Source organism: Chelatococcus daeguensis (genome assembly GCF_001887265.1).
Lineage (GTDB): Bacteria > Pseudomonadota > Alphaproteobacteria > Rhizobiales > Beijerinckiaceae > Chelatococcus_A > Chelatococcus_A sambhunathii.
Window position 1 is genome coordinate 881,015 of the sequence record NZ_CP018095.1, and the last position, 24,700, is coordinate 905,714.

Annotated in this window: 22 protein-coding genes; 9 read left to right on the forward strand and 13 right to left on the reverse strand. The window is 69.0% G+C overall.

Going from position 1 to position 24,700, the window contains the following annotated elements; translation table 11 throughout:
- Positions 1-117 precede the first annotated feature (117 nt).
- The 4 genes from BOQ54_RS04125 to BOQ54_RS04140 all read right to left on the reverse strand — a co-directional run bounded on the left by BOQ54_RS04125 (position 118) and on the right by BOQ54_RS04140 (position 3,711).
- Positions 118-915, reverse strand: a complete 798-nt coding sequence (locus BOQ54_RS04125) for an ABC transporter ATP-binding protein (RefSeq protein WP_055460930.1) — start codon at positions 913-915, stop codon at positions 118-120.
- 29 nt (positions 916-944) lie between these two features.
- Complete coding sequence (locus BOQ54_RS04130; protein WP_055460921.1) at positions 945-1,943, reverse strand: ABC transporter substrate-binding protein; 999 nt, start codon at positions 1,941-1,943, stop codon at positions 945-947.
- A gap of 98 nt (positions 1,944-2,041) precedes the next feature.
- Positions 2,042-2,863: an ABC transporter permease gene (locus BOQ54_RS04135; RefSeq protein ID WP_071923322.1), complete on the reverse strand. Its 822-nt coding sequence runs from the start codon at positions 2,861-2,863 to the stop codon at positions 2,042-2,044.
- A complete protein-coding gene (locus BOQ54_RS04140; protein WP_071923323.1) occupies positions 2,860-3,711 on the reverse strand; it encodes an IclR family transcriptional regulator in 852 nt (283 codons plus the stop codon). Before BOQ54_RS04140 ends, BOQ54_RS04135 begins: the two co-directional genes overlap by 4 nt.
- A gap of 164 nt (positions 3,712-3,875) precedes the next feature.
- Between BOQ54_RS04140 and BOQ54_RS04145 the strand changes: the two genes are divergently transcribed.
- From BOQ54_RS04145 to BOQ54_RS04160, 4 genes are all read left to right on the forward strand, one after another.
- Complete coding sequence (locus BOQ54_RS04145; RefSeq protein ID WP_055460918.1) at positions 3,876-4,577, forward strand: hypothetical protein; 702 nt, start codon at positions 3,876-3,878, stop codon at positions 4,575-4,577.
- Positions 4,574-5,332: an SDR family NAD(P)-dependent oxidoreductase gene (locus BOQ54_RS04150; protein WP_055460917.1), complete on the forward strand. Its 759-nt coding sequence runs from the start codon at positions 4,574-4,576 to the stop codon at positions 5,330-5,332. The genes BOQ54_RS04145 and BOQ54_RS04150 overlap by 4 nt, the downstream gene beginning before the upstream one ends.
- 8 nt (positions 5,333-5,340) lie before the next feature.
- Entirely contained in the window at positions 5,341-6,093 is a 753-nt protein-coding gene (locus BOQ54_RS04155; protein WP_071923324.1) for a 2-keto-4-pentenoate hydratase, read from the forward strand.
- 90 nt (positions 6,094-6,183) lie between these two features.
- Positions 6,184-7,035, forward strand: a complete 852-nt coding sequence (locus tag BOQ54_RS04160; protein WP_071923325.1) for an amidohydrolase family protein — start codon at positions 6,184-6,186, stop codon at positions 7,033-7,035.
- Positions 7,036-7,065: 30 nt separating this feature from the next.
- On the opposite strand, the gene BOQ54_RS04165 is transcribed toward BOQ54_RS04160, so the two are convergent.
- From BOQ54_RS04165 to BOQ54_RS04190, 6 genes are all read right to left on the reverse strand, one after another.
- The gene (locus BOQ54_RS04165; RefSeq protein ID WP_055460914.1) at positions 7,066-7,560 is read right to left on the reverse strand and encodes an Lrp/AsnC family transcriptional regulator; all 495 of its coding nucleotides are present in this window, start codon (positions 7,558-7,560) and stop codon (positions 7,066-7,068) included.
- Between the two features lie 30 nt (positions 7,561-7,590).
- A complete protein-coding gene (locus BOQ54_RS04170; RefSeq protein WP_055460913.1) occupies positions 7,591-8,313 on the reverse strand; it encodes a haloacid dehalogenase type II in 723 nt (240 codons plus the stop codon).
- A 165-nt stretch (positions 8,314-8,478) separates the two neighbouring features.
- Positions 8,479-9,393: a LysR family transcriptional regulator gene (locus BOQ54_RS04175; protein WP_063187747.1), complete on the reverse strand. Its 915-nt coding sequence runs from the start codon at positions 9,391-9,393 to the stop codon at positions 8,479-8,481.
- A 74-nt stretch (positions 9,394-9,467) separates the two neighbouring features.
- The gene (irrA, locus tag BOQ54_RS04180) at positions 9,468-9,944 is read right to left on the reverse strand and encodes an iron response transcriptional regulator IrrA (protein WP_276200535.1); all 477 of its coding nucleotides are present in this window, start codon (positions 9,942-9,944) and stop codon (positions 9,468-9,470) included.
- Between the two features lie 309 nt (positions 9,945-10,253).
- Positions 10,254-13,064, reverse strand: coding sequence for a formate dehydrogenase subunit alpha (fdhF, locus tag BOQ54_RS04185; RefSeq protein ID WP_071923326.1), 2,811 nt, complete (start codon positions 13,062-13,064; stop codon positions 10,254-10,256).
- Positions 13,061-14,770: an NAD(P)H-dependent oxidoreductase subunit E gene (locus BOQ54_RS04190; protein WP_071923327.1), complete on the reverse strand. Its 1,710-nt coding sequence runs from the start codon at positions 14,768-14,770 to the stop codon at positions 13,061-13,063. Before BOQ54_RS04190 ends, fdhF begins: the two co-directional genes overlap by 4 nt.
- A gap of 552 nt (positions 14,771-15,322) precedes the next feature.
- Here BOQ54_RS04190 and pabB point away from each other — a divergent pair.
- The 5 genes from pabB (at position 15,323) to BOQ54_RS04215 (ending at position 21,445) form a co-directional block, all read left to right on the forward strand.
- Positions 15,323-16,720: an aminodeoxychorismate synthase component I gene (gene pabB, locus BOQ54_RS04195; protein WP_071923328.1), complete on the forward strand. Its 1,398-nt coding sequence runs from the start codon at positions 15,323-15,325 to the stop codon at positions 16,718-16,720.
- A gap of 3 nt (positions 16,721-16,723) precedes the next feature.
- Positions 16,724-17,329, forward strand: a complete 606-nt coding sequence (locus BOQ54_RS04200; RefSeq protein WP_055460909.1) for an anthranilate synthase component II — start codon at positions 16,724-16,726, stop codon at positions 17,327-17,329.
- Positions 17,317-18,183: an aminotransferase class IV gene (locus BOQ54_RS04205; RefSeq protein ID WP_071923329.1), complete on the forward strand. Its 867-nt coding sequence runs from the start codon at positions 17,317-17,319 to the stop codon at positions 18,181-18,183. Before BOQ54_RS04200 ends, BOQ54_RS04205 begins: the two co-directional genes overlap by 13 nt.
- 118 nt (positions 18,184-18,301) lie before the next feature.
- Complete coding sequence (locus BOQ54_RS04210) at positions 18,302-19,090, forward strand: DUF2189 domain-containing protein (protein WP_055460908.1); 789 nt, start codon at positions 18,302-18,304, stop codon at positions 19,088-19,090.
- Positions 19,091-19,207: 117 nt separating this feature from the next.
- A complete protein-coding gene (locus BOQ54_RS04215) occupies positions 19,208-21,445 on the forward strand; it encodes a heavy metal translocating P-type ATPase (protein ID WP_083585900.1) in 2,238 nt (745 codons plus the stop codon).
- 112 nt (positions 21,446-21,557) lie between these two features.
- Here the strand turns inward: BOQ54_RS04215 and BOQ54_RS04220 are convergent, their stop codons facing one another.
- The 3 genes from BOQ54_RS04220 to BOQ54_RS04230 form a co-directional block, all read right to left on the reverse strand.
- Positions 21,558-22,685, reverse strand: a complete 1,128-nt coding sequence (locus BOQ54_RS04220) for a PLP-dependent cysteine synthase family protein (RefSeq protein WP_071923331.1) — start codon at positions 22,683-22,685, stop codon at positions 21,558-21,560.
- A gap of 395 nt (positions 22,686-23,080) precedes the next feature.
- Positions 23,081-23,857, reverse strand: a complete 777-nt coding sequence (locus tag BOQ54_RS04225) for an SDR family oxidoreductase (RefSeq protein WP_055460905.1) — start codon at positions 23,855-23,857, stop codon at positions 23,081-23,083.
- Between the two features lie 29 nt (positions 23,858-23,886).
- Positions 23,887-24,585: a GntR family transcriptional regulator gene (locus BOQ54_RS04230; RefSeq protein WP_186438023.1), complete on the reverse strand. Its 699-nt coding sequence runs from the start codon at positions 24,583-24,585 to the stop codon at positions 23,887-23,889.
- Between the last annotated feature and the right edge of the window lie 115 nt (positions 24,586-24,700).

A 24,700-nucleotide genomic window follows, 5' to 3' on the forward strand; every position in this document is an offset into this window, starting at 1 on the left:
GCAGATTCTTCTGGCCACTCTGACGGGCCGATTCCTACCCGCATCACGGTTAACGGCCGCTAAAACGCCGGGTGGCAGGCGCTGCGTCATCGCTTGCAGCACAGCGCGCGAGATACTTCAGTACTTGATGACGCCAAACTGGCGGAACAGGGCGTGGATGCGGTCGGCGTAGATGTTGAAGCTCGGATAGTCGCCGAGATGGGCCGGGCGCGGGCGTGGCAGCTCCACCTTGATCTCGTCGACGATACGGCCCGGGGAGGGCGACATGACGAGCACCCGGTCGGACAGCCCGATGGCCTCCTCGAGGCTGTGGGTGATGAAGAGCACGGTCTTGCCCGTCTCCATCCACAACAGTTCGAGGTCGTGGCGGATCTGCGTGCGGGTGATGGCGTCGAGCGCTCCGAAAGGCTCGTCCATCATCAGCATGGACGGATCGTGGATCAGCGCGCGGGCGATCGACACGCGTTGGCGCATGCCACCGGAGAGCTGCTTGGGATAGCGGTCGGCGGCATGGGCAATGCCAAGCTTCTCGAACAGCTCCATCGCGCGCGCCCGCGCCGGCTCCATCGGCAGGCCGCGGATCTCGGCCTGCAGCAGCACGTTGTCGAGCGCCGTGCGGAAGTCGAGCAGCAGGTGATCCTGGAAGACGATGCCGATATCCGTCAGCGGTCTGTCGAGGCGTGCGCCGTTGACGAGGATCGCGCCCGTCGACAAGGGCTGCAGCCCGGCCGCGATGAGCATCAAGGTGCTCTTCCCGCAGCCGGACGGGCCGATGAGGCTGACGAACTCCCCCTTGCCGATGGCGAAGGAGATATCGTCGACGGCCGTGAAGCCGCCGAAGGTCTTGACGACGTTCTTCCCCTCGATGGAGGCGGCGTCGGCGGCTTTCGTCCTGTCGGCGATCGGGGCGTTCATCGTCATCATCCGCCGCGGGTTCGCGACCATCACTTGCAGGCCGGGGCGTCGGCCGGCAGGAGGGTGGTGGTGTAGTAGTCGGTGATCGGCTTGTCCTTGGGCAGGCCGAGATAGGTCGTCAGAAGCGTGTAGGTCGTCTGCCAGTTCTTCTCCGGCACCTCGCCGAGGCGCGTGGCGCCGGGCGCGCACATCAACTTGAAGACGACGTCGAACTGCTTGGTGATCTGCTCCTTGGTCACGGACGGGAACTGTTCGAGCACAGCGGCGGCCGCCTCGTCCGGGTTCTTGCGCGCCGCTTCCCAGCCGGCGAGACTCGCGGCCACGAACTTCTTGTAGAGGTCGACATTCTTCTCGATGCGGTCGTCGCGGGCGATGATCGACAGGCCGACGGTGGGCACGCCGATGTCGCGGTAGAAGAGGTCCGTCACCTCGAAACCGCGGTCGCGCATCTGGATGGACTGGTAGTCGGCCCCGCCGAGGATGGCGTCGACCTTCTTCTCGAGCACCGCGCCGACGAAGGCGCCGGGATCGATGTTGACGATGTTGACCTTCGTCTTGTCGATGTTGTTGGCGGCGAGGATGGCCTCGAGCAGCGTCGTCTGCGCCGTGCCGGGCTGAACGGCGAGAGTCTTGCCGATCAGGTCCTGCGGCCTGTTGATGCCCTTTTCCTTCAGCGAGATGATGGCGAAGCCGTTGGTCTGCAGGATGGGGGCGACGATCTTCACCGGCGCGCCCTTGGTGCGCAGTTGCATGGCGGCCGGCGCATCGGCGAAGCCGACGTCGGTCTGTCCCGTCGCCACCTGCTGTGCCGTGGTGCCGGAGCCCTTGCCCTCCTCGATGGTGAGATCGATGCCCGCCTTCTCGTAGAGCCCGAGCTTCTTGGCATACATGAAGCCGGCATTCGGCCCCGCCGCCAGGAAGTTGAGCGTCAGCTTCATCGGGGTGAGTTTCTCCTGCGCCCCGGCCCCGGTTTGCCCCATGCCCAGCGCCAGCGCGGCGGCTGCGGCGATCAGCATTGCCTTCTTCATCCTGTCCTCCCCTTCGATCGGGTCTTGCCGTTCGATCGTGTTGTGTGCCCGCCCGTCTCGTGCGGGCGGTTGGTGTGCGGGCCTCCCGGCCCCGCGTCTCAGCCCTTGCGCTGCCAGGGCATCAGCAGGCCCTCCAGCATCTCGACGGCGTAGCTGAAGAGGATGCCGATGACGCTGAGCGCGACGAGACAGGCGAAGATGAGCGGCATATCGAGGAAGCTGGTGCCGCGCAGCAGGAGATAGCCGAGCCCGGCATTGGCGCCGACGAATTCGCCGACGATGGCGCCTGTCGCCGCAAAGACGATGGAGACCTTGAGCCCGGCGAAGATGTAGCTCAGTGCCGCCGGCACACGCACATAGCGGAAGGTCTGCCAACCGCTCGCGCCCATGGACTTCGTGAGATAGAGCACCCGCTCGTCAAGGGCGCGAAAGCCGCTCATGCTGGCGACCAGCGTGGGGAAGAAACAGAGCAGGAAGGTCAGCAGCACCTTCGGAAACAGCCCGAAGCCGAACCAGACGACGAAGAGCGGCGCGATGGCGATCTTCGGCACCAGTTGGAAGAAGACGATGATCGGATAGACCGCCTTCTCGAGCAGCCGTACCGAGACGATGAGAAAGCCGAGCGGAATCGAGATCACTGTCGCCATCAGGAAGCCGAGGAGGATTTCCTTCGCCGTCACCAGCGTATGCTCGAAGATGAGCGCATGCGCCTCGACGAGCTTGGCTATGAAGGCCGATGGCACTGGCAGGATGTATTCCGGGATCTCCAGCACCGGCACTACCCACTCCCAGAGGAGGAGCAGGACGGCGAAGCTCGCGAGCGGCCAGGCCGCGGCGGCGAGCCAGCCGCGGGCACGCGCCGCAAGGCCGGGACCTTGCGCGGCGGGCAGGGCGGCATGTTGCGTGTCGGCGACCATCATCCGGCCCTCAGCTGATGCGGTGGGATGTTGCGCTCGTCGGCCGGCGCGACGGCGGCCAGCCGGCGCGGCTGGCGCTTGCGCAGCGGCCACAGCTGCGCCATCTCGCGCGCGGCCTCGAAGAGCGCGGCGGCGATCGCCTCGTGCCGGTCCGCGCCGAGGCGCACGAGCGGGCCGGCGATGGAGAGCGTGCCGGCGGCCGGCGCCGTCGGGTCCTCGTCCGCCCGGAAGGCGACCGCGAGGGCCACGGTGCCGGGCTCGCCCTCCTCGACGGCGAGGGCATAGCCGCGCGCCCGCGTCTCGTCGAGGTGGCGGCGCAGTTCGTCGACGGTCTTCAGGCGTCGCGGGCCCAACGCGGTCCCGGTCTCGAAGCCGCGGGCGCAGACGATGCGCAGCGCCTCGCTCTCGGGCAGGGTGGCAAGCCAGGCCTTGCCGGTCGCCGTGGTGTGCAGCACGACCTCCTGGCCCATGTCCGGCTCATAGCGAAGCCCGGCAGTGGCGCCCTGCGCCCGCGCCACCCAGACGAGGCGCTCGCCCTCGACGACGGACAGGCGGCAGTATTCGCCGGTGCGGCGCGCCAGCCGGTCGAGCACCACCTGGCCGACATCCGGCAGGCCGCGCACATCGAGATTGCGGAAGGCGAGGATGGAGAAGTGCAGTGTGAGGCCATAGCCCTGCGTTACCGGATCCTGCGCGACATAGCCCCGCTCCACGAGGGTCGCCAGCATGCGGTGCGTCGCGCTTTTGGGCATGCCGATGCGTTCCGCGAGGACGCCGAGCTCGATCGGGTCGGGTTCTCCGGCAAGAGCCTCGATCAGGCTGAGGCAGCGATCCACGGCGGCGACGGTCATTCGGGGCCTGGGTCCCTTTAAATGGAACAATAAACCATTTTGGAATTGCGTTCCATTTTTGTTGTCAGGTAGCTATAGCGGCAGGCGGCGCGGCGAGTCAATCCGCGGCGCGGGCATGCCGAGCGCTTCATGGCGCGGGCGAGCCGACGGGGGAGGGAGAGACGATGGGCCTTGCTGGACGCGGCGCGGTCGCCATCTGGCACGACATCGCGCCGGAAGGGCGGGAAGAATTCTATGCATGGCACGGCCTCGAGCACATGCCCGAGCGCGTCGCCATCCCGGGCTTCCTGCGCGGCCGCCGCTATGTCGCCAGCGCGGCCGACCTTGAGTTCTTCAACCTCTACGAAGCGCGCGACCACGCGACCGTGACCGGGCCCGACTATGTGGCCCGGCTCAATGCGCCGACGCCATGGACGCTGAAGGCAGTGAAGCACTTCCGCTCTGTCGCCCGCTCCATATGCCGCGTGGCGGTCAGCCTCGGCCATGGCGAGGGGGGGCTCGTGGCCACCATCCGCTATGACGTCGAGGATGCATCTGCCGCGGCCCATCTCGCCGCGATGCGCGACCGGCTCTTGCCCGGCCTTGCAAGAAGGTCGGGCATCGCCGGCGTGCATCTGCTCGTCGCCGATGCCGAGGCGAGCGCCGTCGAAAATGCCGAGCGCAAGGCCCGTGCCGAGCCCAACCGCATCCCGCGCTGGATCGTGGTGATCGAGGGCTGGGGCGACGAGGCGCCCTTCGCCACCTTCTGCCAGGACCAGCTGACGCTCGATCAGCTGCTCGCGCCCGGTGTGGTCGGGGCGCCGCAACTCGGGCACTATCGGCTGCAGGCGATGTGCCAGCGTCCGCTCGCGGGAGAGGGCACATGAACCGTTACGACCTTGCCGGCCGCACGGCCATCGTCACCGGCGGGGCCGGCGGCATCGGCCGAGCCGTCGCCTCGGCGCTCATCTCTTCGGGCGCGCGCGTCAGCCTGTGGGATCGCGACGACCGGGCGCTCGAAACGGCGGTGGCGGAACTCGGCGGCGAGCCGGACCGCCGCGTGGTCGACATCACCGATGCCGGCGCGGTCGACGAGGCCGCTCGGCAATGCCATGCGCAGTGGGGCCGCATCGACATCCTCGTCAACAACGCCGGCATCCTCGGCGAGGTGAAGCCGGTGTGGGAGAGCGATCCGGACGATTTCCGCCGCGTCCTGGAGGTCAATCTCGTCGGCGCCTATCTCGCGATGCGGGCCGTGGTCGCGCTGATGCGCGGCCAGGCCGCGCAGCCGTTGCGCGGCCATGTGGTCAATGTCGCCTCCATCCAGGGCAAGGAGGGCATGCCGCGCGCCGGCGCCTACAGCGCCTCCAAGGCGGGGCTCATCGCGTTGACGAAGAGTGTCGCAAGGGAGACGGCCGAGGAGGCGATCAGCGTCACCTGCATCACACCTGCCGCGGCGGAGACCAGCATGGCGAAGGAACTGACCAGCGAACGACGCGCCGAGATCCTCGCCCGTATTCCGATGCGCCGCTTCGTCGCTGTCGAGGAGATCGCCCGGCTGGTGCTGTGGCTTTCGTCCGACGATTGTTCCTTCTCCACCGGCGGCGTCTTCGATATCTCCGGCGGCCGCGCCAGCTATTGAGGAAAGTCATGCCGCCGGCGATGCAGCGCCACCTCGCCGCCTTTGCCGAGGCGCTTCTCGGGGCCCGCGTGGACGGCGAGCCCATCGCCTGCACGGCGTATGAACTGCCGCGCGATGCAGCCGAGGGTTATGCCGTGCAGGCGTTCGTCGCCCGCCGTCTAGGCATGGAGGTTGCCGGCTGGAAGGCGGCCCTCGCGGACGGCACGCCCGTGGCTGCGCCGTTGCTCGGGCCGCTCCTGCATTCCGGCTATCGGCTGACAGGCGACAGCGATCCCGATGCCGTCGAGGTCGAGATCGCCTTCCGGCTGGGTCGTGACCTGCCGCTCCGCACGGGTGGTTATGCGCGCGAGGACGTCGTATCAGCGGTCGATGGTGTGCTCGTCGGCATTGAGATCGTCGCGAGCCGCCTCGCCGCGGGGGCAACCGCGCCGTTCCCCGCCTTTCTCGCCGACAATCTCGGCAACGGCGGCTTCGTTGCGGGCAAACCCGTGCCACTCGCATCCATCGATGGGCTGTCGGACTTGCGCTGCCGTGTGTCGCGCGACGGCACTGTCATACACGACGCGACCGGCGGCCATCCGGCGGGCGATCCGCTGGCGCCGCTGCTCGCCTGGGCGAATGCCCAGAGCGACGCGCTGGGCGGGCTGCGGGCCGGCCAGATCGTGACCACCGGGAGCCTTGTCGGCCTTGTCCGCTGCGGGCGGTCCGGTACGCTCAGTGCGCACATCGAGGGGCTTGGCGGCATCCTTCTCCGCGCCTGATCACTTGTCGGCGCTCAGACCCTACCTTGCTCCCGGGCCGTCGCAGTGCGACAACTCCGCCCCGCCAGCCCCGGAGCCAGCGAGAGGACCATGAGCGGACGCATCGATGCCCACCATCATTTCTGGAATCCGCAGGAGGCGGACTATCCCTGGATGGCGCCCGACGCGCTCGCCCCCATCCGCCGGCCGTTCGGCCCACAGGACATGGCTCCGCTCATCGCTGCCGCCGGCATCACGCGGACGGTCCTCGTCCAGACGCGCGCCGACATCGCGGAGACGCTCAGGTTCCTCGCCCAGGCGCAGGACAATGCCTTCATAGCTGGCGTCGTCGGCTGGGTTGACCTGACGGGGCCGGACGTCGCTGGCGCTATCCGGCAGTTGCGCCAGGCGCCGGGTGGTGCCTTTCTCAAGGGTATCCGCCACCAGGCGCACGACGAGGACGATGCGGACTGGCTCGCCCGGCCGGACGTGATCGCGGGCATCGCCGCGGTCGGCCACGAGGGTCTCGCCTATGATCTTCTGGTGCGCGAGCGCGAACTACCCGCTGCGATCCGCTGCGTCGACGCCAACCCCGACGTGCGCTTCGTGCTCGACCATATGGCCAAGCCGCGCATCGCCGAGGGCGCGATGGAGCCGTGGAGCGCGCTGATGACCGAGCTGGCGGCGCGCCCCAACGTCTGGTGCAAGGTTTCCGGCCTCGTGACCGAGGCGGATTGGGACGGCTGGACGCCGCAGGACTTTGCGCCCTATGTCGCGCGCGCCATCGCCCTCTTCGGCTCCGAGCGCCTCATCTTCGGTTCCGACTGGCCGGTCTGCCTGCTCGCCGCCGATTATGCCCGCGTGGTGCTCACGGCCGAGGAACTGCTCGCGCCGCTCGGCGAGTACGGGCACACGCGGGTCTTCGGCGGCAATGCCGCGCAGGTCTACCAGCTGGCGCGATGACGCGGGCAGCGAACGTCCTCGCCGCTGCCGTCAGTCCTCCTCTCGGAAGAGGGTGGTGAGGGGATATTCGGTGCGAACCAGGGGTGATTTCAGCACGATGTAGCTGAAGTAGTTGGCAATGCCGACGTTACGCTCGATGATTCGGTCCATCACCTCCTGGTAGTGCAGCACGCCGCGGGTGATGAACCGAACGAGATAGTCGTAGCCGCCGCTGACGAGATGGCATTCCATCACCTCGTCGACCGTGCGGATGAAGGATTCGAAGCGCACGAAATCCTCCCGCCGGTGGTCGTGCAACGTCATCTCCGTGAAGACCATGACCGTCTGGCCGAGCTTCGCGAGATTGATTGTGGCGCCGTAGGCTGCGATGTAGCGTGCCGCCTCGAGCCGCTTCACCCGCTGCAGGCACGGGCTCGGCGACAGCCCGACCGCCTCGGCCAGCGCAACATTGGTCATGCGTCCGTTCTTCTGCAGCTCAACGAGGATGTTGAGGTCGATGCGGTCGAGCTTCGGGGCGCCGGTCATCGGCTCGTGGTCTCCGGAAAAGCGCGGTGCTCAGCCGCGCAGGGCGTCCTGATGGGCCTTTGCCATTTCGGCCATGCTGGCGAAATGGAAATCGTAGCGGGCGTCGCCGTCCGGCGGCATCGTCGCGCCCCAGCCGCCCTCGTTGCGCCGCCGGTCGATCCAGGCCGAGGCGAGGCCGACGGTCTTGGCCGGCACATGGTCGTGGAAGAGGCTCTGGGCCGTGTGCAGGATATCCGCCTTGCCGTAGCCGAGGCCGGCGAGCTGTTCCAGCATATAGGTGAAGTTGCGGGGGTTCGGTTTGTACGAGCCAATGTCCTGCGCCGTATAGACGGCGTCGAAGGTAACGCCCAGCTTCTCGTTGCTGGGCGCAAAGCTGGCGTGATCGACGTTGGAGAGGATGACGAGCTTGTAGAATTTCTGCAGGTACTGGAGGGCCGAGGCCGAATCCGGGAAGGCCGGCCAGTCGCCGACGGAAAGGCCGAAGCGCCGGTCATCCTCGGCGCTCGCAGCGATGCCCCATTCGTCCGCGATCCGGCGATGCACGCGGGCGAGAAGGTCGCAGTAGAGCATGTCGGGCGTCTCGGCCTGCTGGCTGCTCTCGTGCCGCGCAAAGGTCTCCAGCACCTCGTCACGTGGGCGGGCGCGCCCGCCCTTCTCAAGGAGCGGCTGCAGCGCCGTGTGGATGCCGCTCTCCCAATCGATCAGCGTGCCGTAGCAGTCGAAGGTCAGCACCTTGAAGTCGGTCAGTTTCATGGAGCACTCCATCTCTCGCCCGCCACTGCGAGCCTCGCGAAGGCGGTAAATGAAGGTTAGAGGCGTGAGCCGGCGCAGGCCCTCCGCCGGCCAGCCATCTCTTTGGCAGGATGTGCCGAAGCTCGACCCGAATTGGCATCAACTGCTGCGTCGTCCATTATCCGCTCACGCCGCATCGCGGCTGGCGGGGGACATGGCGCTTCGCGCACAGTCGGCGAGGCGCGCGAGCGCCGCGGGCACATGGACGTCGCGCCGCCGCACGAGCACGGTGATGGCGCGGGCGCTGCCGCTGGGCACGGGGTGCGTCGCAATCCGTCCCGCGGCGCGCGCTGACTCCACCACGGCGCGCGGCAGGAGGCTGATGCCGACCCCGGCCGCAACGCAGCCGATGATGCCGTCGAGCGTGCCGAACTCGAGATGGCGGACCTCGACGATGCCGGCCGTGGCGATGAGCGCCTCGAAGCGCCGTCGATAGCTGCAGCCGGCGCGGAAGACGATGAGCTTTGCCTGTTCGGCCGCAGGCGCGGCGCCGGGGGAGGCAGAGAGCCAGCGGGGCGGACCCAGCCAGGGGGCGGTGACGAGGACGAGTTCCTCCTCCACCATCGGCTCCGCCACGAGCGCCGCATGGGTCACGGGCCCGACGACGAAGGCGGCGGCGAGGTCGCCGTCGAGCACCTTGCCGATCAGGGCCTCGCTGGTCCCGGTCTCCACATGCAGGTCGACCCGCGGGCAGGCGCGGGCGAAGGCGGCAAGGACGGACGGGAGGCGCAGCGCCGCCGTGGTCTCCAGCGAGCCGATGCGCAGCGCGCCGGAAGGGTCGGCGCCGTCGTCGCGCACCGCCTCGCGCGCTTCCGCGAGCAGCTGGCCGACGCGCAGGGCATAGGGCATGAGGCGCTCGCCCGCCGCTGTCAGGCGTACGCCGCGGCTGTGCCGCGTAAACAGCGCCTCGCCGATCTCCGCCTCAAGGGCGCGGATGCGGGCCGTGACGTTGGACTGGACCGTGTTGAGCGCCGCCGCAGCGCGCCCGATGCTGCCATGCCGGGCTGCGGCGAGGAAGAAGGCGAGATCGCTGCTGTTCATGACGGCCGACCCAAGGCATCTCCTCGCAAGATGCCTTGCAGTTCAATCCATCACACGGGAGGCGTCAATCGCGCTCAGGCTTCGCCGCTGGCGCGTGCCAGGGCCAGGCGGTCCCGCCGGCGCACCCGCACGATCACCTCGACGTCGCGCAGCTCGAAATGCGCGGGCACGTTCGGCACCACCCGCACGTCGAGCTCGCCGGGCGGGATGTCGACCAGCACCTGCTCGTCCTCGATGAAGTAATGGTGATGATCGGTGACGTTGGTGTCGAAATAGCTCTTGGTGCCGTCGAGGGCGAGCTGCTTGAGGAGCCCCGCTTCCGTGAACTGGTGCAGCGTGTTGTAGACCGTGGCGAGCGACACGGCCGCCTTGGCGCGGGTCGCCTCCTCGTAGAGCATCTCGGCGGAGACGTGGCGGTGGCCCTTGGCAAAGAGCAGCCAGCCCAGCATCAGGCGCTGGCGCGTGGGCCTGAGGCCGACCTTGCGCAGGCGCTCGCGCATGTCGTGGAAGGCGCAGCCCGCCATGGGCGAACGCGGGGCACGGTCGAGCATGGCGCGCAGGTTGATGTCGCCGGCCGTGCCGCGATCACCGAACATCCGCTGCTGGTCCGCCATGACGCTACCTCCCATGCAATTCCGGAAACACTCAATTTCGCCGATACCGGCCGATGAAAGCTCCATACTAGAACATGTTTCGCCAAGTCAAACACCGAATATCGGGCGCTTTGGCATAGTCATTTAATTTTTTAATCATTCTAAATTAAATAGAGCGGCCTTGTCCTTGCAATAACGATGAGATTGCCACCGGCAGGTTCGAGCCTGCGGTTGGTGCCATGCCGCAGCCGCCGGTGACGCATGTCGTCAGCCTGCAGGCGTGATGCGCGCGGCGCAGAACTTGAACTCGGGAATCTTGCCGAAGGGGTCGAGCTGCGGGTTGGTGAGGACGTTCGCCGGCGCTTCGCCGTAGCAGAAGGGGATGAAAATCATGCCTTCCGCGACCTGCCGGTCGGCCATCAGGCGCAGGGTGATCGTGCCGCGCCGGGTCTCGACGCGCACCATCTCGCCGGCCGCGAGGCCGCGTCGGCCGATCTCGCCTGGATGCATGGCGACCATCGCCTCCGGCTCGATGGCGTCGAGCACGCTCGAGCGGCGGGACATGGAGCCGGTGTGCCAGTGCTCGAGGAGCCGCCCCGTCGTCAGTACGAGGGGGAACTCGGCATCCGGCAGTTCGTCGGGCGGGGACAGGTCCGCCGGTACGAGCCGCGCCCGCCCATCCTTCGTCGGATAGCCCTGTGCGAAGAGGATCTCCGTCCCCGGCGCATCGTCGGCCGGCGCCGGATAGGTCACCGAGCCTTCGCGCTCGACGCGCTCCCAGGAGATGTGGGCGAGCGACGGCATCACCGAGCGCATCTCTTCGTAGACCTCGCCGACATCGGCATAGGTCCAGCCGAGGCCGAGGCGGTTGGCGATCTCGATGATGAGCGCGACGTCCTGCCGCGCCTTGCCCGGCAGCGGCACGGCGGGCCGGCCGAGCTGTACCTGCCGGTTGGTATTGGTGTAGGTGCCGAGCTTTTCGGCGTGGGCCGAGGCCGGCAGCACGACGTCGGCGTGCCAGGCGGTCTCCGTGAGGAAGATGTCCTGCACCACGAGGTGCTCGAGCCTGGCCAGCGCTTCACGCGCGTGGATCTGGTCCGGGTCCGACATCGCCGGGTTCTCGCCCATGATGTACATGGCCCGGATGCTGCCCTCGTGGATCGCGTCGATGATCTCGACAACGGTGAGCCCGCGCACCGGGTCGAGCGGCCGGCCCCACAGGTCCTCGAAGCGGGCCCGGATATCGTCGTCCGCCACGCTCTGATAGTCGGGGAAGACCATCGGGATGAGCCCGGCATCGGAGGCGCCCTGCACGTTGTTCTGCCCGCGCAGGGGGTGAAGGCCCGTGCCCGGCCGCCCGATCTGGCCGGTGATGAGGGCGAGCGCGATGAGGCAGCGCGAATTGTCCGTGCCGTGCACGTGCTGCGACACGCCCATGCCCCAGAAGATGATCGAGCGCTCGGCGCGCGCATAGGTTCGCGCCACGGTGCGGATGGTTTCGGCCGGGATGCCGCAGACCGGCTCTATCGCCTCGGGCGTGAAGGCGGCGACCTTCTCCCGGAGCGCCGTGAAACCGTCCACGTGGCCCTGGATGTATTGCTCGTCGTAGAGCCTTTCGTCGATGATCACGTTGAGCATCGCGTTGAGCAGCGCGACGTCGGTGCCCGGCTTGAAGCGCAGGGCGTGCGTCGCATGGCGCATCAGGTCCTGCCCGCGCGGGTCGGCGACGATCAGCGTCGCCCCGCCCTTCGCCGCCTGCTTGAAATAGGTGGCGGCGACGGGATGGTTCTGGGCCGGCCGCGCGCCGATGACGAGGATGCAGTCGGCCTCCAGCGCTGCATTGAACGGCGCCGAGACGGCGGCGGAACCGACGCCCTCCATCAGCGCCGCGACGGAGGAGGCGTGGCACAGCCGCGTGCAATGGTCGACATTGTTGGTGCCGAAGCCCTGCCGCACCAGCTTCTGGAAGAGATAGGCCTCCTCGTTGGAGCCCTTGGCCGAGCCGAAGCCGGCGAGAGCGCCCGGCCCGTGCGCATCGAGAATGCGCTTCAATCCGCCGGCCGCGCGGTCGAGCGCCTCCTCCCAGGTCGCCTCGCGGAAGACCGTCCACGGGTTCGCGGGATCGACGGTGATGTCGCCGCGCTTCGGCGCATCCTCGCGCCGCACCAGGGGCACCGTGAGCCGATGCGGATGGCGGATGTAGTCATGGCCGAAGCGGCCCTTGACGCACAGGCGGTTCTCGTTGGCCGGGCCGTTGCGCCCGTCCACTTGCACGATGGTGTCGTCCTTCACGGCAACGCGCGTCAGGCAGCCGACGCCGCACCACGGGCAGACGCTGTCAACATGCCGATCCGCCACCACCGTGCGTTGCCGCGCCGCCGCGTCCATCAGCGATTTTTCGAAGAGCGCGCCCGTCGGGCAGGCCTGCACGCATTCCCCGCAGGCGACGCAGGTGGAGGCGCCCATCGGCGCGGCGATGTCGAAGACCGGGCGCGTGTCGAGCCCGCGGAAGGCCATGCCGATGACGTCGTTGACCTGCACCTCGCGGCAGGCGCGTGCGCACAGCCCGCAAGCGATGCAGGCATCGAGATTGACGGCGATGGCCACATGGCTCGTATCGTGCGGGGGCTGAGCGAGAAGGGCGTGGCCAGCTTGGGCCGTGCCGTCATGAGAGGAAGTGCGCCCGTTCGCGAAGCGGCTCGCCGTGACGCCGACGCGCTCCGCCCATTGCCAGAACGGGGCATCCGGATCCGGCGCCGCCTCGCGCGCGGGCAGGTCAGCAAGGAGCAGCTCGAAGACCATGGCGCGGGCCTTCTCGGCCCGGTGCGAGGCCGAGTGCACCACCATGCCCGGCGTTGGCTTGCGGATGCAGGAGGCGGCGAGCACGCGTTCCCCCTCGATCTCCACCATGCAGGCGCGGCAGTTGCCGTCCGGCCGGTAGCCCGGCTCGGGCAGGTGGCAGAGGTGGGGAATGTCGGTGCCGGCGCGCCTTGCCGCCTGCCACAGGGTCTCACCGGGCAGGGCCGTGATCTCGCGCCCGTCGAGCGTGAAGCGGATGAGGTCCTCCGTCTCGCTCATCGTGCCCCTCCTGCTCCCGCTGCCGTGCCGTTGAAGAAGGCGAGGATCGAACGCACAGGATTGGGCGCCGCCTGGCCGAGGCCGCAGATGGAGGCGTCACGCATCGCGGTGGAGAGATCCTCCATCAGGTCGCGGTCCCACGCGTCGGCTTCCATCAGGCGCACCATCTTGTCGGTCCCGGCGCGGCAGGGCGTGCACTGGCCGCAGCTCTCGGCACGGAAGAAACGCATGAGATTGAGCGCGACGGCCCTGAGGTCGTCCTTGTCGGAAAGCACGATGACGGCATGGCTGCCGATGAAGGCACCGTGCGGATCGAGCGAACCGAAGTCGAGCGGCACGTCGGCGAGAGAGGCCGGCAGGATGCCGCCGGAGGCGCCGCCGGGCAGATAGGCGGCGAAAGCGTGTCCCTCGGCCATGCCGCCGCAGAACTCGTCGATCAATTCGCGCGCCGTGATGCCCGCCGGCGCGACCTTGACGCCCGGCTCGCGCACGCGGCCGGAGACGGAGAAGGAGCGCAGGCCCTTGTGCCCGCGCCGACCCTCGGCGGTGAACCAGTCGGCGCCGCGCGACAGGATGTCGGGGATCCAGGCGAGCGTCTCGACATTGTGGTTGAGCGTCGGGCGGCCGAAGAGGCCGACCTCGGCGATATAGGGCGGCCGGTGGCGCGGCAGGCCGCGCTTGCCTTCGATCGACTCGATCATCGCCGATTCTTCGCCGCAGATGTAGGCGCCGGCGCCGCGCCTCAGTTCGATGAATCCGGGGGCGACGAGCCCCGCGCCTTCAAGCGCCGCGATCTCGCGCCTCAGGATCTCGCGCACGGCCGGATATTCGTCGCGCAGGTAGATGTAGATGCGCTCCACCGCCACCGCCCAGGCGGCGATCAGCATGCCCTCCAGCATGCGGTGCGGCGTGCGCTCCAGCCACCAGCGGTCCTTGAAGGTGCCGGGCTCGCCCTCGTCGGCATTCACCGTCATCAGCCGCGGCGCCGGTTGCGCCGCCACGGCCGCCCACTTGCGCCCGGCCGGGAAGCCCGCGCCACCGAGCCCGCGCAGGCCGGCGTCCGACAGCGCGGCGATCGTCTCCTCGCGGCTTTTCGCCCCGCTCTGGCAGGAGACGAAGGCGCGGTAGCCGCCGGCCTCCAGACAGGCGCTCAGCGTCTCGTACTGCGGCAACTGCGCAACCGTCGCTCCTTCGGCGGCGAGAGCGGCAATCGTCTCGACCGTGGCGTGATCGACCGCCCGCTGCCCCACCTGCGCGGCGGGCGCCGCGGCGCAGCGGCCGATACAGGGCCCGCGCACGACACGCACTTCACGCGGATCGACCGCGTCGGCGAGCGCCGCCACGAGGTCCTCGGCGCCGGCCAGCATGCAGGAGATGCTGTCGCAGACGCGCACGGTGACCGGCGGCAGGTCCGGCGCGTCGTCGGCGATGACGTCGAAATGATGGTAGAAGCTCGCGACCTCGAAGACCTCGGCCTGGGCGAGGCCCATGGCGGCGGCGAGCGCATGGAGGTGGCGCGGGCGCAGCGCGCCGAAACGGTCCTGCAGGAGATGCAGATATTCGATCAGCCGGTCGCGCCTGAGCGGCGTCTCCGTGATGACGGCGCGCACCTCGTCGAGCGCGGCCTCGTCGAGCGGGCGGCCCTTGCCGACACTTGCCCGGCCCTTGCCGCGTGGCCTCGCCATCACCGCGTCGTCGTCGCTCATTCCCTGTCGCTCTCCGCCGTCCGGGTCGCAGGCCGGATCGCTTTTCTGATGCGATTCCAAACTGGTAGCACGCCGCCGGGGCGAGATCACGATTTCTTGCGGGAGCGGCGACTGATGCTGCCGGGAAGTGCAGGTCTTACCGCCATGCTCGCGCCTACACGGCCGTCCGGCTGGCGCGGATGAAAACGGAAAGGGGCCGCAGCCTCCCCGCCCGTCATGGCCGCGCTTGTCGCGGCCATCCACGCCTTCCGGCAGCGCGCAGGCGTGGGTGGCATGGATGCCCGCGACAAGCGCGGGCATGACGGCGGAGACGGCCGGAAGACCATGTCAGCGCCGTGTGTCCTGTCACGCCCCGAATGGCGACGGCATCCGTTTCACACGCGAGATCGACGCGTTGAAGCCAAGCGGTCGAACCTCGACCGAGCAGCCATGCGCTTGTCGCAGGCATCCGCGCCCACGCCCGTTCTTCCGACAGCCGGGGCTTGCGGTCCGCCGGCGCGCGATCATAAATGCCGGCTCAGGAACCAGGCTGGGGGACGTCGGGCAGGGCCCATGCAGATACGTGTTCTCGACGGCCTTGATCCTGTGGACGCGGCGGCGCGCCTCGCACCTCTCGGGCATCTGACCTTCCTCGACAGCGCCCGCGACGGCGGCCTCGGCCGTTACGCCTATGCGGCCGCCGATCCGTTCGGCATCTTCTCGGTGCGCGGCGGGCGCTGCTTCTGGGATGGAGAGCGGCTCGACGAGCCTTTCGTCCCGGCGCTGAAGGCGCGCCTCGCCGCCTTCCGGCAGGAGAGGCTGGCGGACCTGCCACCCTTCCAGGGCGGGGCGGCCGGCTTCCTCGCCTACGATCTCGCGCGCGCCTTCGAGAGGCTGCCCCCGCCGGCGGCCGGGGCCGGCGCGGTGCCCGAGGCGGTCCTGCCCTTCTACGACGTCGTCCTTGCCTTCGACCTCGCCGCCCCCCGCGCCTTCCTCGTCTCCACCGGCTGGCCCGAGACCGACCCCGCCTTGCGTGAGCGGCGCGCCGGGCAGCGGGCGGAGACGTTTCTCGACCGGCTGCGGCAGCCGGCGCCGCCGACGCGCGGCAATCCGGCGATCGCCTCCGATGCCTGGGTCGCGGACTTCCCGCGTGACGACTATCTTGCGCTCGTGCGCCGCACCATCGACTACATCCTGGCGGGCGATATCTTCCAGGCTTGCCTCGCCCAGCGCTTCGAGGCCCCTTTGCCGCCGGGCTTCGACGGCTGGGCCTTCTACCGGCGGCTGCGCTCGGTCAATGCGGCGCCGTTCGGCGCCTGGCTCGACTACGGTGAGGTCAAGGTCGCCTCCTCGTCGCCGGAACGGTTTCTGCGGCTCGACCGAGGCCACGTCGAGACGCGGCCGATCAAGGGCACCGCACCGCGCAGCGCCGACCCGCAGGAGGATGCCGCCCTCGCAGCCGCTCTCGCCGTTTCCGAGAAGGACCGGGCCGAGAACCTGATGATCGTCGATCTTCTGCGCAACGACCTCTCGCGCGTCTGCCGGCCGGGCAGCGTACTGGAGCCGGCGCTGTGTGCGCTGGAGAGCTACGCCAACGTGCATCACCTCGTCTCGACCGTGACGGGCGAGCTCGAGGCCGGGCGCGATGCCGTCGATCTCATCGCCGCGACCTTCCCGGGCGGGTCCATCTCCGGCGCGCCGAAGATCCGCGCCATGGAGATCATCGCCGAGCTCGAGCGCAACGCTCGCGGCGTCTTCTGCGGCGCCATCGGCTTCATCGGCTTTTCCGGCGACATGGACCTTAACATCGCCATCCGTACGGTGACGCTTGCCGGCGGCAAGGCCGTGGTGCAGGCCGGCGGCGGCATCACCATGCTCTCCGACCCGCCGGCCGAACATGAGGAGACGATGGTGAAGGCCCGTCGTATCTTCGAGGCCTTCGCCGGTTCGGCAACGGGCGAGGCGGCGTGAGTCATGATCGTCGTCATCGACAATTACGATTCCTTCGTCTTCAACATCGCGCGCTACCTGTGCGAGCTCGGTCGCGAGGTGACGGTCGTGCGCAACGATGCGGTGGATGTCGAAGGGCTCGCTGCCATGCACCCTTCGGCCGTCGTGCTCTCGCCAGGGCCGTGCACGCCCCGAGAGGCCGGCATCTCGTGCGACGTCGTCCGCGCCTTTTCCGGGCGGGTGCCGCTCCTTGGCATCTGCCTCGGCCACCAGTGCATCGGCGAAGTGTTCGGGGGGCAGGTAGTGCGCGCCCGGGTACCGATGCACGGGCGTGCGGCGCCGGCCCTGCACGAGGGGGAGGGGCTCTTCGCCGGCCTGCCGCAGCCGCTCGCCGTCGGGCGGTACCATTCCCTGATCGTCACGCTCGACGATGAAGCCGGGCCGCTGCGCGTGACGGCCCGCTCGCCCGAGGGGGAGATCATGGCGCTCGCGCACCGCGCGCATCCGACCTACGGCATCCAGTTCCATCCCGAATCCGTGCTGACGCCGCAGGGCAAGGCGCTGCTCGCCAATTTTCTCGCCGCCGCCGAGCGGTTCGCCGCCAACGGGGAGGGAATATGTTCGTCCTGAACGGCGAGATCCATGAAGGCACCGCGGCCGCGCTCGACCTGCGCGACCGCGGCCTGACGCTCGGCGACGGCCTGTTCGAGACCATCCTCGTCGTCTCCGGCCGCCCCTTCATGCTCGACGCGCACCTCGACCGGCTCTGTTCCGCCGCGGCCGAGCTTCGCCTGCCGGTAGAGCGCGAAGCGTTTGTCCGCGCGGTTGCCATGCTGCTGGCCGAAACCGCTGCCGGCGATTGTGCGCTGCGCCTTGCCGTGACGCGCGGCCCCGGTGCCCGCGGGCTGCGCATTCCCGCCGATGCGGCGCCGAACCTCCTCGTCACCATGGCGCCGTGGCAGCCATCGATGGCCTTTACCGACATCACGCTCGCCACCGTCGCCATCCGCCGCAACGAGACTTCACCGCTTTCTCGGATGAAGACCTTGTCCTATCTCGATAATGTGATGGCGCTGGAGGAGGCCGTGGCTCGGAGCGCCGACGATGCCCTTCTCCTCAACACGGAGGGGCGCGTGGCCGCGACGAGCATGGCCAACCTCTTCATTGTCCGTGGAACCGCGCTCCTGACCCCGCCGGTCTGCGACGGCGTGCTGCCCGGCACGTTGCGCACATTGCTCCTCGCGCAGGCGGCAAAGGCCGGGCTTGCAGCGCGCGAAGCGCCGCTCGCGCCAGAGGACCTTCTTGAGGCCGATGCCGTTCTCGCCACCAACAGCCTGCGTCTGGTGATGGCGGTGGCGGCACTCGACGGGCGCACCCTGCCGCGAGCCGAGAAGGCGGTGGCAGCCCTGCGTGGACTGGTCCGCAACGCCATATCCGCCGCCTGTGGTCGCGATCCCTTCGCCGTCGGTTTCGCCGCGGGATGACACGGAGGCCCGCAAGGGATTATGCTGCGTCAGCAGGTCGCAGCTCGACGTGACCAGCGCAGGAGGGGGCAGCGCCATCTCGGGCCTCGCGACCGCCACGGTTTGCGGAGGCAGAGCCATGGTGTTCCACGTCATTTCCGGGCCCAACGACGACGTCCACGTTCCGGCTGTTCGCAAGATCACGGTCGGCGACCTCTGGCAGGCACTCGCGCGGGGGCTCGAGGACTTCCGGGAGATGCCGAGCCACCTGCCCTTTCTCATCATCATCTACCCCGTGATGGGGCTGCTGCTCGGACGGGCAACCTACGACAACAACCTGATGCCGCTGGTCTATCCGCTCATCACCGGCTTCGCGTTGATCGGTCCTTTCGCCGCCATCGGCCTCTATGAGATGAGCAAGCGGCGCGAACAGGGCCTCGATACGTCTTGGAAACATGCCTTCGACGTCCTGCGCTCGCCCTCGATCTGGGCCATCGGCGCGCTGGCTGTGGCCCTGATGGCGATCTTCTTTGCCTGGGTCACCACCGCCCATGCCATCTATCAGTCGATCTTCGGCATCGACGCTCCGAAGCCCATGGGCGAGTTCTTCGCCACGATCCTCGGCACGCCCGAGGGGCTGCGCCTCATCGTGATCGGCAATATCGTCGGGCTCGGCTTCGCCCTCGTCGTGCTGCTCCTCAGCGCCGTCTCTTTCCCCATGCTGGTCGACCGGGACGTGGGTGCGGCCGTGGCGGTGGCGACCTCGATCAAGGCGGCTCTTGTCAACCCGATCCCCATCCTCGTCTGGGGTCTGGTGGTCGCGATCAGCCTCCTCGCCGGCGCGCTGCCGCTCTTCGTCGGCCTCGCCGTCGTCCTGCCGGTGCTGGGCCACGCCACGTGGCACCTCTACCGCAAGCTGGTGGTCTGAGCGGACCACAGGGCGGCCATGCGCGCCCTGCGATCGAAAAGCGCCGGAGGCCGTTTGACCCTGTAGTCGCTACAGGAATTATGGTGCCTGCCTGACCAGAAACGGACGGGCAGGTTCATGCACACCGGCACCCATTCCACCGCGCATCTTCCGCAAGAAGCAGGCGGCTGCTGCGGCCATGACCCCGCTCATGGTGCGCACGACCATGGCGTCCCCTCTGGCGGGGCCTCGCCGGCGGCCTTCACCTGGCGTGTCGAGGGGATGGACTGTGCGAGCTGCGTCGCGACCATCGACAAGGCCCTGTCGCGGCTGCCGGGCGTCTCGGGCGTCTCCGTTTCGCTCGCCCGAGAGACCGTCTCGCTGGACCTGGGCAACGGAACGAGCGCTGGCGAGATCGAAGCGCTGCTCCGCCGCCTCGGTTATCGCGCTGCGCGCCTCGCGTCGCCGGCGTCGCCGGCGACGCTGGCCGAGCCCCGCCGGGCCGCGTCGCCGTCCTGGTGGACGACCGGCAAGGGCCGCATCGCCATTGCGGCGGGGCTTCTCCTCGTCGTCGCCTACGGCGTCAGCCTGGCCGATGCGCGCCTCGCCGATGCCGCGTTCATCGTGGCGAGCCTCGTCGCCGCCGCGCCCATCGCCCGGACCGCGCTGCGCAAGGCCGCGGCCGGCGCGCCCATGACCATCGACATGCTGATGACGGTCGCCGTCATCGGCGCACTCGTCATCGGCGCGGTGGAGGAGGCGGCCATCGTCGTCTTCCTCTTCGCCGTCGGCGAGCTGCTGGAGGGCGTGGCGGCCGAGAAGGCCCGTTCCGGCATCCGTGCCCTTGCCGCCCTTGTCCCGCAGACGGCCCTGCGCGAGACCGGTGACCGGCTCGAAAACGTCCCGGCCGAGGCCCTCGCCATCGGTGATATCGTCGTGGTGCGTCCCGGTGACAGGGTGCCGGCCGACGGCGTCGTCGTCGACGGGCGCTCGAGCCTCGACGAGGCGCCGATCACGGGCGAATCCGTGCCCGTCGCCAAGGGACCGGGGGACAAGGTCTTCGCCGGTGCCATCAACGCCGAGGCGGCCCTGCGCGTGGTGGTGGAGGCGGGTGCTGCCGACAACCTCGTCGCGCGCATCGTGCGCCTCGTCGAGGAGGCGCAGGACGCCAAGGCGCCCACTGCTCGCTTCATCGACGATTTTGCCCGCTGGTACATGCCGCTCATCGTGGCGCTCGCCGCCGCGGTGGCTGTGGCGCCGCCGCTCGTCGCCGGCGGGGACTGGATGACGTGGGTCTATCGCGGCCTGACGCTGCTCCTCATCGGCTGCCCCTGCGCGCTTGTCATCTCCGTACCCGCGGCGATGGCCTCGTCCTTGTCCTCGGCGGCGCGCAACGGCCTGCTCGTCAAGGGCGGCGCCGTCATCGAGCGGCTGGCGGGCATCGAGACCGTGGCCTTCGACAAGACGGGCACGCTGACCGTCGGTCGTCCGGTCGTGACCGACATCGTGCCCCTCGGCAGCCGTGACGCCGCCGGCCTCCTCGCCCTCGCCGCGGCGGTCGAGAGCCATTCCAGCCACCCGCTCGCCGCAGCCGTCGCGGCGCGCGCCGGAAGGGACGGCGTCCAGCCGCCAGCGGCCTCGGATGTGCGTGCACTGCCCGGCAAGGGCATGGAAGGGACGGTCGGCGGCACGCCCGTCTTCATCGGCGCGCCGTCCTTCGCCGCCGAAAGGGCGCCGCTCGACGACGCCTTGCGCGCGTCGATCACGCGGCTGGAAGGCGAGGGCAAGACGGTCGTCGTCATCGTTGTCGGCGGCGAGGCGGCTGGGCTGTTCGCCCTGCGCGATGAGCCGCGGGCCGATGCAGCCGATGCGGTCGCGGAGCTCGGTGCGCTCGGGGTCGGCAGCCTGATGCTGAGCGGCGACAATCCGCGCACGGCGGCAGCCATCGCCGGCGCGTTGGGTGTCGAGGCAAGGGGCGGCATGCTGCCGGCGGACAAGGCCGCGGCCATCGGCGAGCTCGCCGCCCGGCGGCGCATCGCCATGGTCGGCGACGGCATCAACGATGCGCCGGCGCTGGCGCGGGCCCATGTCGGCATTGCCATGGGCGGCGGCACCGATGTGGCGCTCGAAGCCGCCGATGCGGCCCTGCTGCACGACCGGGTGCGCGACGTGCCGGTGCTGCTGCGCCTTTCGCGCGCGACCATGATCAACGTGCGCCAGAACATCGCCGTCGCCCTCGGGCTCAAGGCGCTCTTCCTCGTCACCACGGTCGTCGGCGCGACGGGCCTGTGGATGGCCATCCTCGCCGATACCGGCGCGACCGTGCTCGTCACGCTCAACGCCCTGAGGCTACTTGCGTTCTTCCGGAGGGCGTGACGCCGAGAAGGTGCGCCGCCCTTTCCCTCCCCCCTTGCGGGGGAAGGGGGGCAGCCTGGCAGGCCGCGGTGCGCCTGCGTCAAGACTCTCACAAGGGGTACGGGGGGCCCCGTCAGCAGGGTTGCGTCAGGGCGAGGCCGCAGCCGTCGAGGAAGCGCAGCATCTTCTCGCGCCAGGGCGCGGTGTCGATCCGGCGCTCGATGAGCCAGGCCGGGTCGTAGTAGGTGGAGCTGTAGCGCTCGCCCGCGTCGCACAGCAACGTGACGACGGAGCCCCGGCGGCCGGCCGTCATCATCTCGCTGACAATGGTGGCGACGGCCCACATGTTGGTGCCGGTGGAGCCGCCGACGCGCCGGCCGAGGAGTTCGCTCGTCACCTGCATGGCCGCGATGCTCGCCGCATCCGGCACGGCGATCATCCGGTCCACCACCTCGGGCACGAAGGACGGTTCGGCCCGGGGCCGGCCGATGCCCTCGATGATGCAGTCGCAGCGCTCGAGTTCCCTGAGGCTGCGGTCGGCATAATGGCGGTGGAAGATGGAGCCCTCGGGATCCGCCACGCACAGCCGCGTCGCGTGCTTCTGGTAGCGGATGTAGCGCCCGAGCGTCGCCGAGGTGCCGCCGGTGCCGGCGCCGCAGACGAGCCAGGCGGGGATGGGCGCCGGCTCGAGGCGCATCTGCGTGAAGATGGATTCGGCGATGTTGTTGTTGCCGCGCCAGTCCGTCGCCCGCTCCGCATAGGTGAACTGGTCGAGATAGTGGCCGCCGGTTTCCTCTGCGAGGCGGCGGGCCGTCTCGTAGACGGCCTTCGGATCGTCGACGAAATGGCTCTCGCCGCCATGGAAGGCGATGGCCGCCACCTTCTCCGGCGAGGTCGAGCGCGGCATCACGGCGATGAAGCGCAGGCCGAGCAGCCGGGCGAAATAGGCTTCCGACACCGCGGTCGAGCCGCTCGAGGCCTCGACCAGCGTCGTCGCGGGGCCGATGCGGCCGTTGCACAGGCCGTAGAGGATGAGCGAGCGGGCGAGCCGGTGCTTGAGGCTGCCGGTGGGATGGCTCGATTCATCCTTCAGGTAGAGCGTGATGCCCGGCGCCCTGGGCAGGTCGAGCCGCACCAGATGCGTGTCGGCCGAGCGGTTGAAATCCGCCTCGATGCGGGCAATCGCCTCGTTGAGCCAGGCACGGCTGCAGATGTCCGCCGCAGCGGCGGACGCAAGTTCGTCGGCAGGATGAGTTCTCATACGGCAAGACTAGTTGCCGGTCCGCGCAAAGGGATTGCTTTGTGGCATCCGTCCGCCCGGTTTGGCGGAATGGCATTCCTACCGGAAGCGCCGCGGCGGGTCATCCTTGCGTCTTTGCAGCGCACCATGGCTTGGTCAAAAAGCCGCCGGCCGGATGCCAATCCGGCCGGCGGCGGCTGAAGGCTGCGCCCGTTGTGGCGCTTGTCAGACCCCCTCCGGGTCTTAGTGAAAGCAGGAAGCATCAACCGTGCCAACCACGGCGCGGCCGGAAAGAGCCGGATTTCCATGCGCCGGCCCGAGCTTCACAATGCCGGAGGCGCCCGAGAAGGCGCCAGCTCATTTCGCGGCTGCACAATGCGGCGGCAGACGAAGCGCGGAAGTCGAGTGGGCCGCGATCAGCTCAGCATCTGGGTATCGCCGCAGATTGAGATGGCCTGGCCGGAGATGGTGCGTCCGCGGGGGCTCGCGAGGAAGACGATCTGGTCGGCAATCTGCTGCGGGGTGACATAATCCTTGATGGAAGTGAAGGAAAAGGCGCGCTCCTCCATCTCCTTGAAGCTCAGGCCGCGCTGCTGGGCCTTGGCCTCGAGCACGCGCCGCTGCCGGTCGCCGGCGACGAGGCCGGGCAGGATGGCGTTGACGCGGATGCGGTCCGCCCCGAGTTCGATGGAAAGCGACTTGGTGAAGCCGACGACGCCCCATTTCGCAGCGGCGTAGGGCGAGCGCAGCGCGAAGCCGAGGCGTCCCGCCACCGAGGCAAGGTTGACGATGGAGGCGTTGCCGCTCTTCCTGAGGTATGGCACGGCGAGGCGCGCGCAGTTGAACTGGCCGGTGAGGCACACGGCGACGCAGCGGTCCCAGTCCTCCGGGTTGATCTCGTCGACCTTGCCCGTCGGCCCGGCGATGCCGGCGTTGTTGACGAGCACGTCGAGCCCGCCGAGAGCGGCGAGGGCCTCCTCGAACAGCCGTGCGACGGAGGCCCGGTCCGCCACGTCGCAGGTGGAGCGCGTCAGGGCGGGATCGCTCCCGGCGAGCGCGTCGAGCGCCGCCGTGTCGACGTCGCACACATGCACACGCGCTCCCTCGCGCACGAAGGCGCGGGCGATTTCGAGGCCGATGCCGTTCGCGCCCGCTGTCACGAGTACACGCAGGCCCTTGATGTCGAGATCCATTGCCCTCTCCGTTCCGTCCCTTTGGTTCGTCAGTCCGCGAGCTGCCCGCGGGAGATAATGAAGTCCGCCGCGTTGCGGATGTCCTCGGCGATGGCGGCGCGGGCCGCCGCGCCATCCTTCGCGATGATGGCGGCGAGCGCTGCGGCGTGCCGCTCCCGAGCCCCGCCGCTCGTCAGCCGGTCCGGATTGGCCCTGAGGTCGAGGTTGAGGATGGGCCCCACCTTGAGCCACAGCCCGCGAATGATCTCGACGAGGATCGGCGAGCGCGCCGCGCTGTAGATCGCGAAATGCAGGTTCTTGTTGAGCTCGACCGACAGCGGCGCGTCCGGCTTCTCAGCATGGCTTTCCAGCCGGAAGGCCTCCTCGCAGCGGGCGATGGCGGCGAGATCATCCGCGTCGCGCAGCAGCGCCGCCTGTTCAGTGGCATAACCCTCGATCTCGATGCGCACACGCGCCAGGTCGCGGAACTGCTCCGTCGTCATGATCGGCACGCGCACGGCTCGGTTGGGTGCGACTTCCAGCGCTCCGTCCGCCACGAGGCGGCTCACAGCCTCGCGCACCGGCATCATCGAAACGCCGAGCGCCTCGGCCGCACCGCGCAGCGAGAGCTTGTCGCCCGGCGCGAGGCGGCCGGACACGAGAAGCTCACTCAGCTGCGCATAGGTCCGGTCGCCCAGTGTCAGGCGAGCGAGCGGTGCGATCTCGTTGAGGGCGGGGGCGAGCGGCAAGGGCAACCTCAAAAAAGGACTCGACATCAGCCGAGAGATAGGAAAATCTAACTGTGATCACAGATCACGGCAAGCGCAGAACGCGTCCGCTCAGAGATGCGACGCCTGCGGGGCT

Excerpts from the sequence above, each read along its gene's own strand:
- BOQ54_RS04130 (WP_055460921.1), bottom strand. The coding sequence starts at position 1,943 with ATGAAGAAGGCAATGCTGATCGCCGCAGCCGCCGCGCTGGCGCTGGGC.
- irrA (WP_276200535.1), bottom strand. The coding sequence starts at position 9,944 with ATGCTCGACCGTGCCCCGCGTTCGCCCATGGCGGGCTGCGCCTTCCAC.
- BOQ54_RS04170 (WP_055460913.1), bottom strand. The coding sequence starts at position 8,313 with ATGAAACTGACCGACTTCAAGGTGCTGACCTTCGACTGCTACGGCACG.
- BOQ54_RS04160 (WP_071923325.1), top strand. The coding sequence starts at position 6,184 with ATGAGCGGACGCATCGATGCCCACCATCATTTCTGGAATCCGCAGGAG.
- BOQ54_RS04165 (WP_055460914.1), bottom strand. The coding sequence starts at position 7,560 with ATGACCGGCGCCCCGAAGCTCGACCGCATCGACCTCAACATCCTCGTT.
- BOQ54_RS04190 (WP_071923327.1), bottom strand. The coding sequence starts at position 14,770 with ATGAGCGACGACGACGCGGTGATGGCGAGGCCACGCGGCAAGGGCCGG.
- BOQ54_RS04175 (WP_063187747.1), bottom strand. The coding sequence starts at position 9,393 with ATGAACAGCAGCGATCTCGCCTTCTTCCTCGCCGCAGCCCGGCATGGC.
- BOQ54_RS04150 (WP_055460917.1), top strand. The coding sequence starts at position 4,574 with ATGAACCGTTACGACCTTGCCGGCCGCACGGCCATCGTCACCGGCGGG.
- pabB (WP_071923328.1), top strand. The coding sequence starts at position 15,323 with ATGCAGATACGTGTTCTCGACGGCCTTGATCCTGTGGACGCGGCGGCG.
- BOQ54_RS04220 (WP_071923331.1), bottom strand. The coding sequence starts at position 22,685 with ATGAGAACTCATCCTGCCGACGAACTTGCGTCCGCCGCTGCGGCGGAC.
- BOQ54_RS04135 (WP_071923322.1), bottom strand. The coding sequence starts at position 2,863 with ATGATGGTCGCCGACACGCAACATGCCGCCCTGCCCGCCGCGCAAGGT.
- BOQ54_RS04145 (WP_055460918.1), top strand. The coding sequence starts at position 3,876 with ATGGGCCTTGCTGGACGCGGCGCGGTCGCCATCTGGCACGACATCGCG.
- BOQ54_RS04210 (WP_055460908.1), top strand. The coding sequence starts at position 18,302 with ATGGTGTTCCACGTCATTTCCGGGCCCAACGACGACGTCCACGTTCCG.
- BOQ54_RS04205 (WP_071923329.1), top strand. The coding sequence starts at position 17,317 with ATGTTCGTCCTGAACGGCGAGATCCATGAAGGCACCGCGGCCGCGCTC.
- BOQ54_RS04125 (WP_055460930.1), bottom strand. The coding sequence starts at position 915 with ATGAACGCCCCGATCGCCGACAGGACGAAAGCCGCCGACGCCGCCTCC.
- BOQ54_RS04200 (WP_055460909.1), top strand. The coding sequence starts at position 16,724 with ATGATCGTCGTCATCGACAATTACGATTCCTTCGTCTTCAACATCGCG.
- BOQ54_RS04225 (WP_055460905.1), bottom strand. The coding sequence starts at position 23,857 with ATGGATCTCGACATCAAGGGCCTGCGTGTACTCGTGACAGCGGGCGCG.
- BOQ54_RS04140 (WP_071923323.1), bottom strand. The coding sequence starts at position 3,711 with ATGACCGTCGCCGCCGTGGATCGCTGCCTCAGCCTGATCGAGGCTCTT.
- fdhF (WP_071923326.1), bottom strand. The coding sequence starts at position 13,064 with ATGAGCGAGACGGAGGACCTCATCCGCTTCACGCTCGACGGGCGCGAG.
- BOQ54_RS04155 (WP_071923324.1), top strand. The coding sequence starts at position 5,341 with ATGCCGCCGGCGATGCAGCGCCACCTCGCCGCCTTTGCCGAGGCGCTT.
- BOQ54_RS04215 (WP_083585900.1), top strand. The coding sequence starts at position 19,208 with ATGCACACCGGCACCCATTCCACCGCGCATCTTCCGCAAGAAGCAGGC.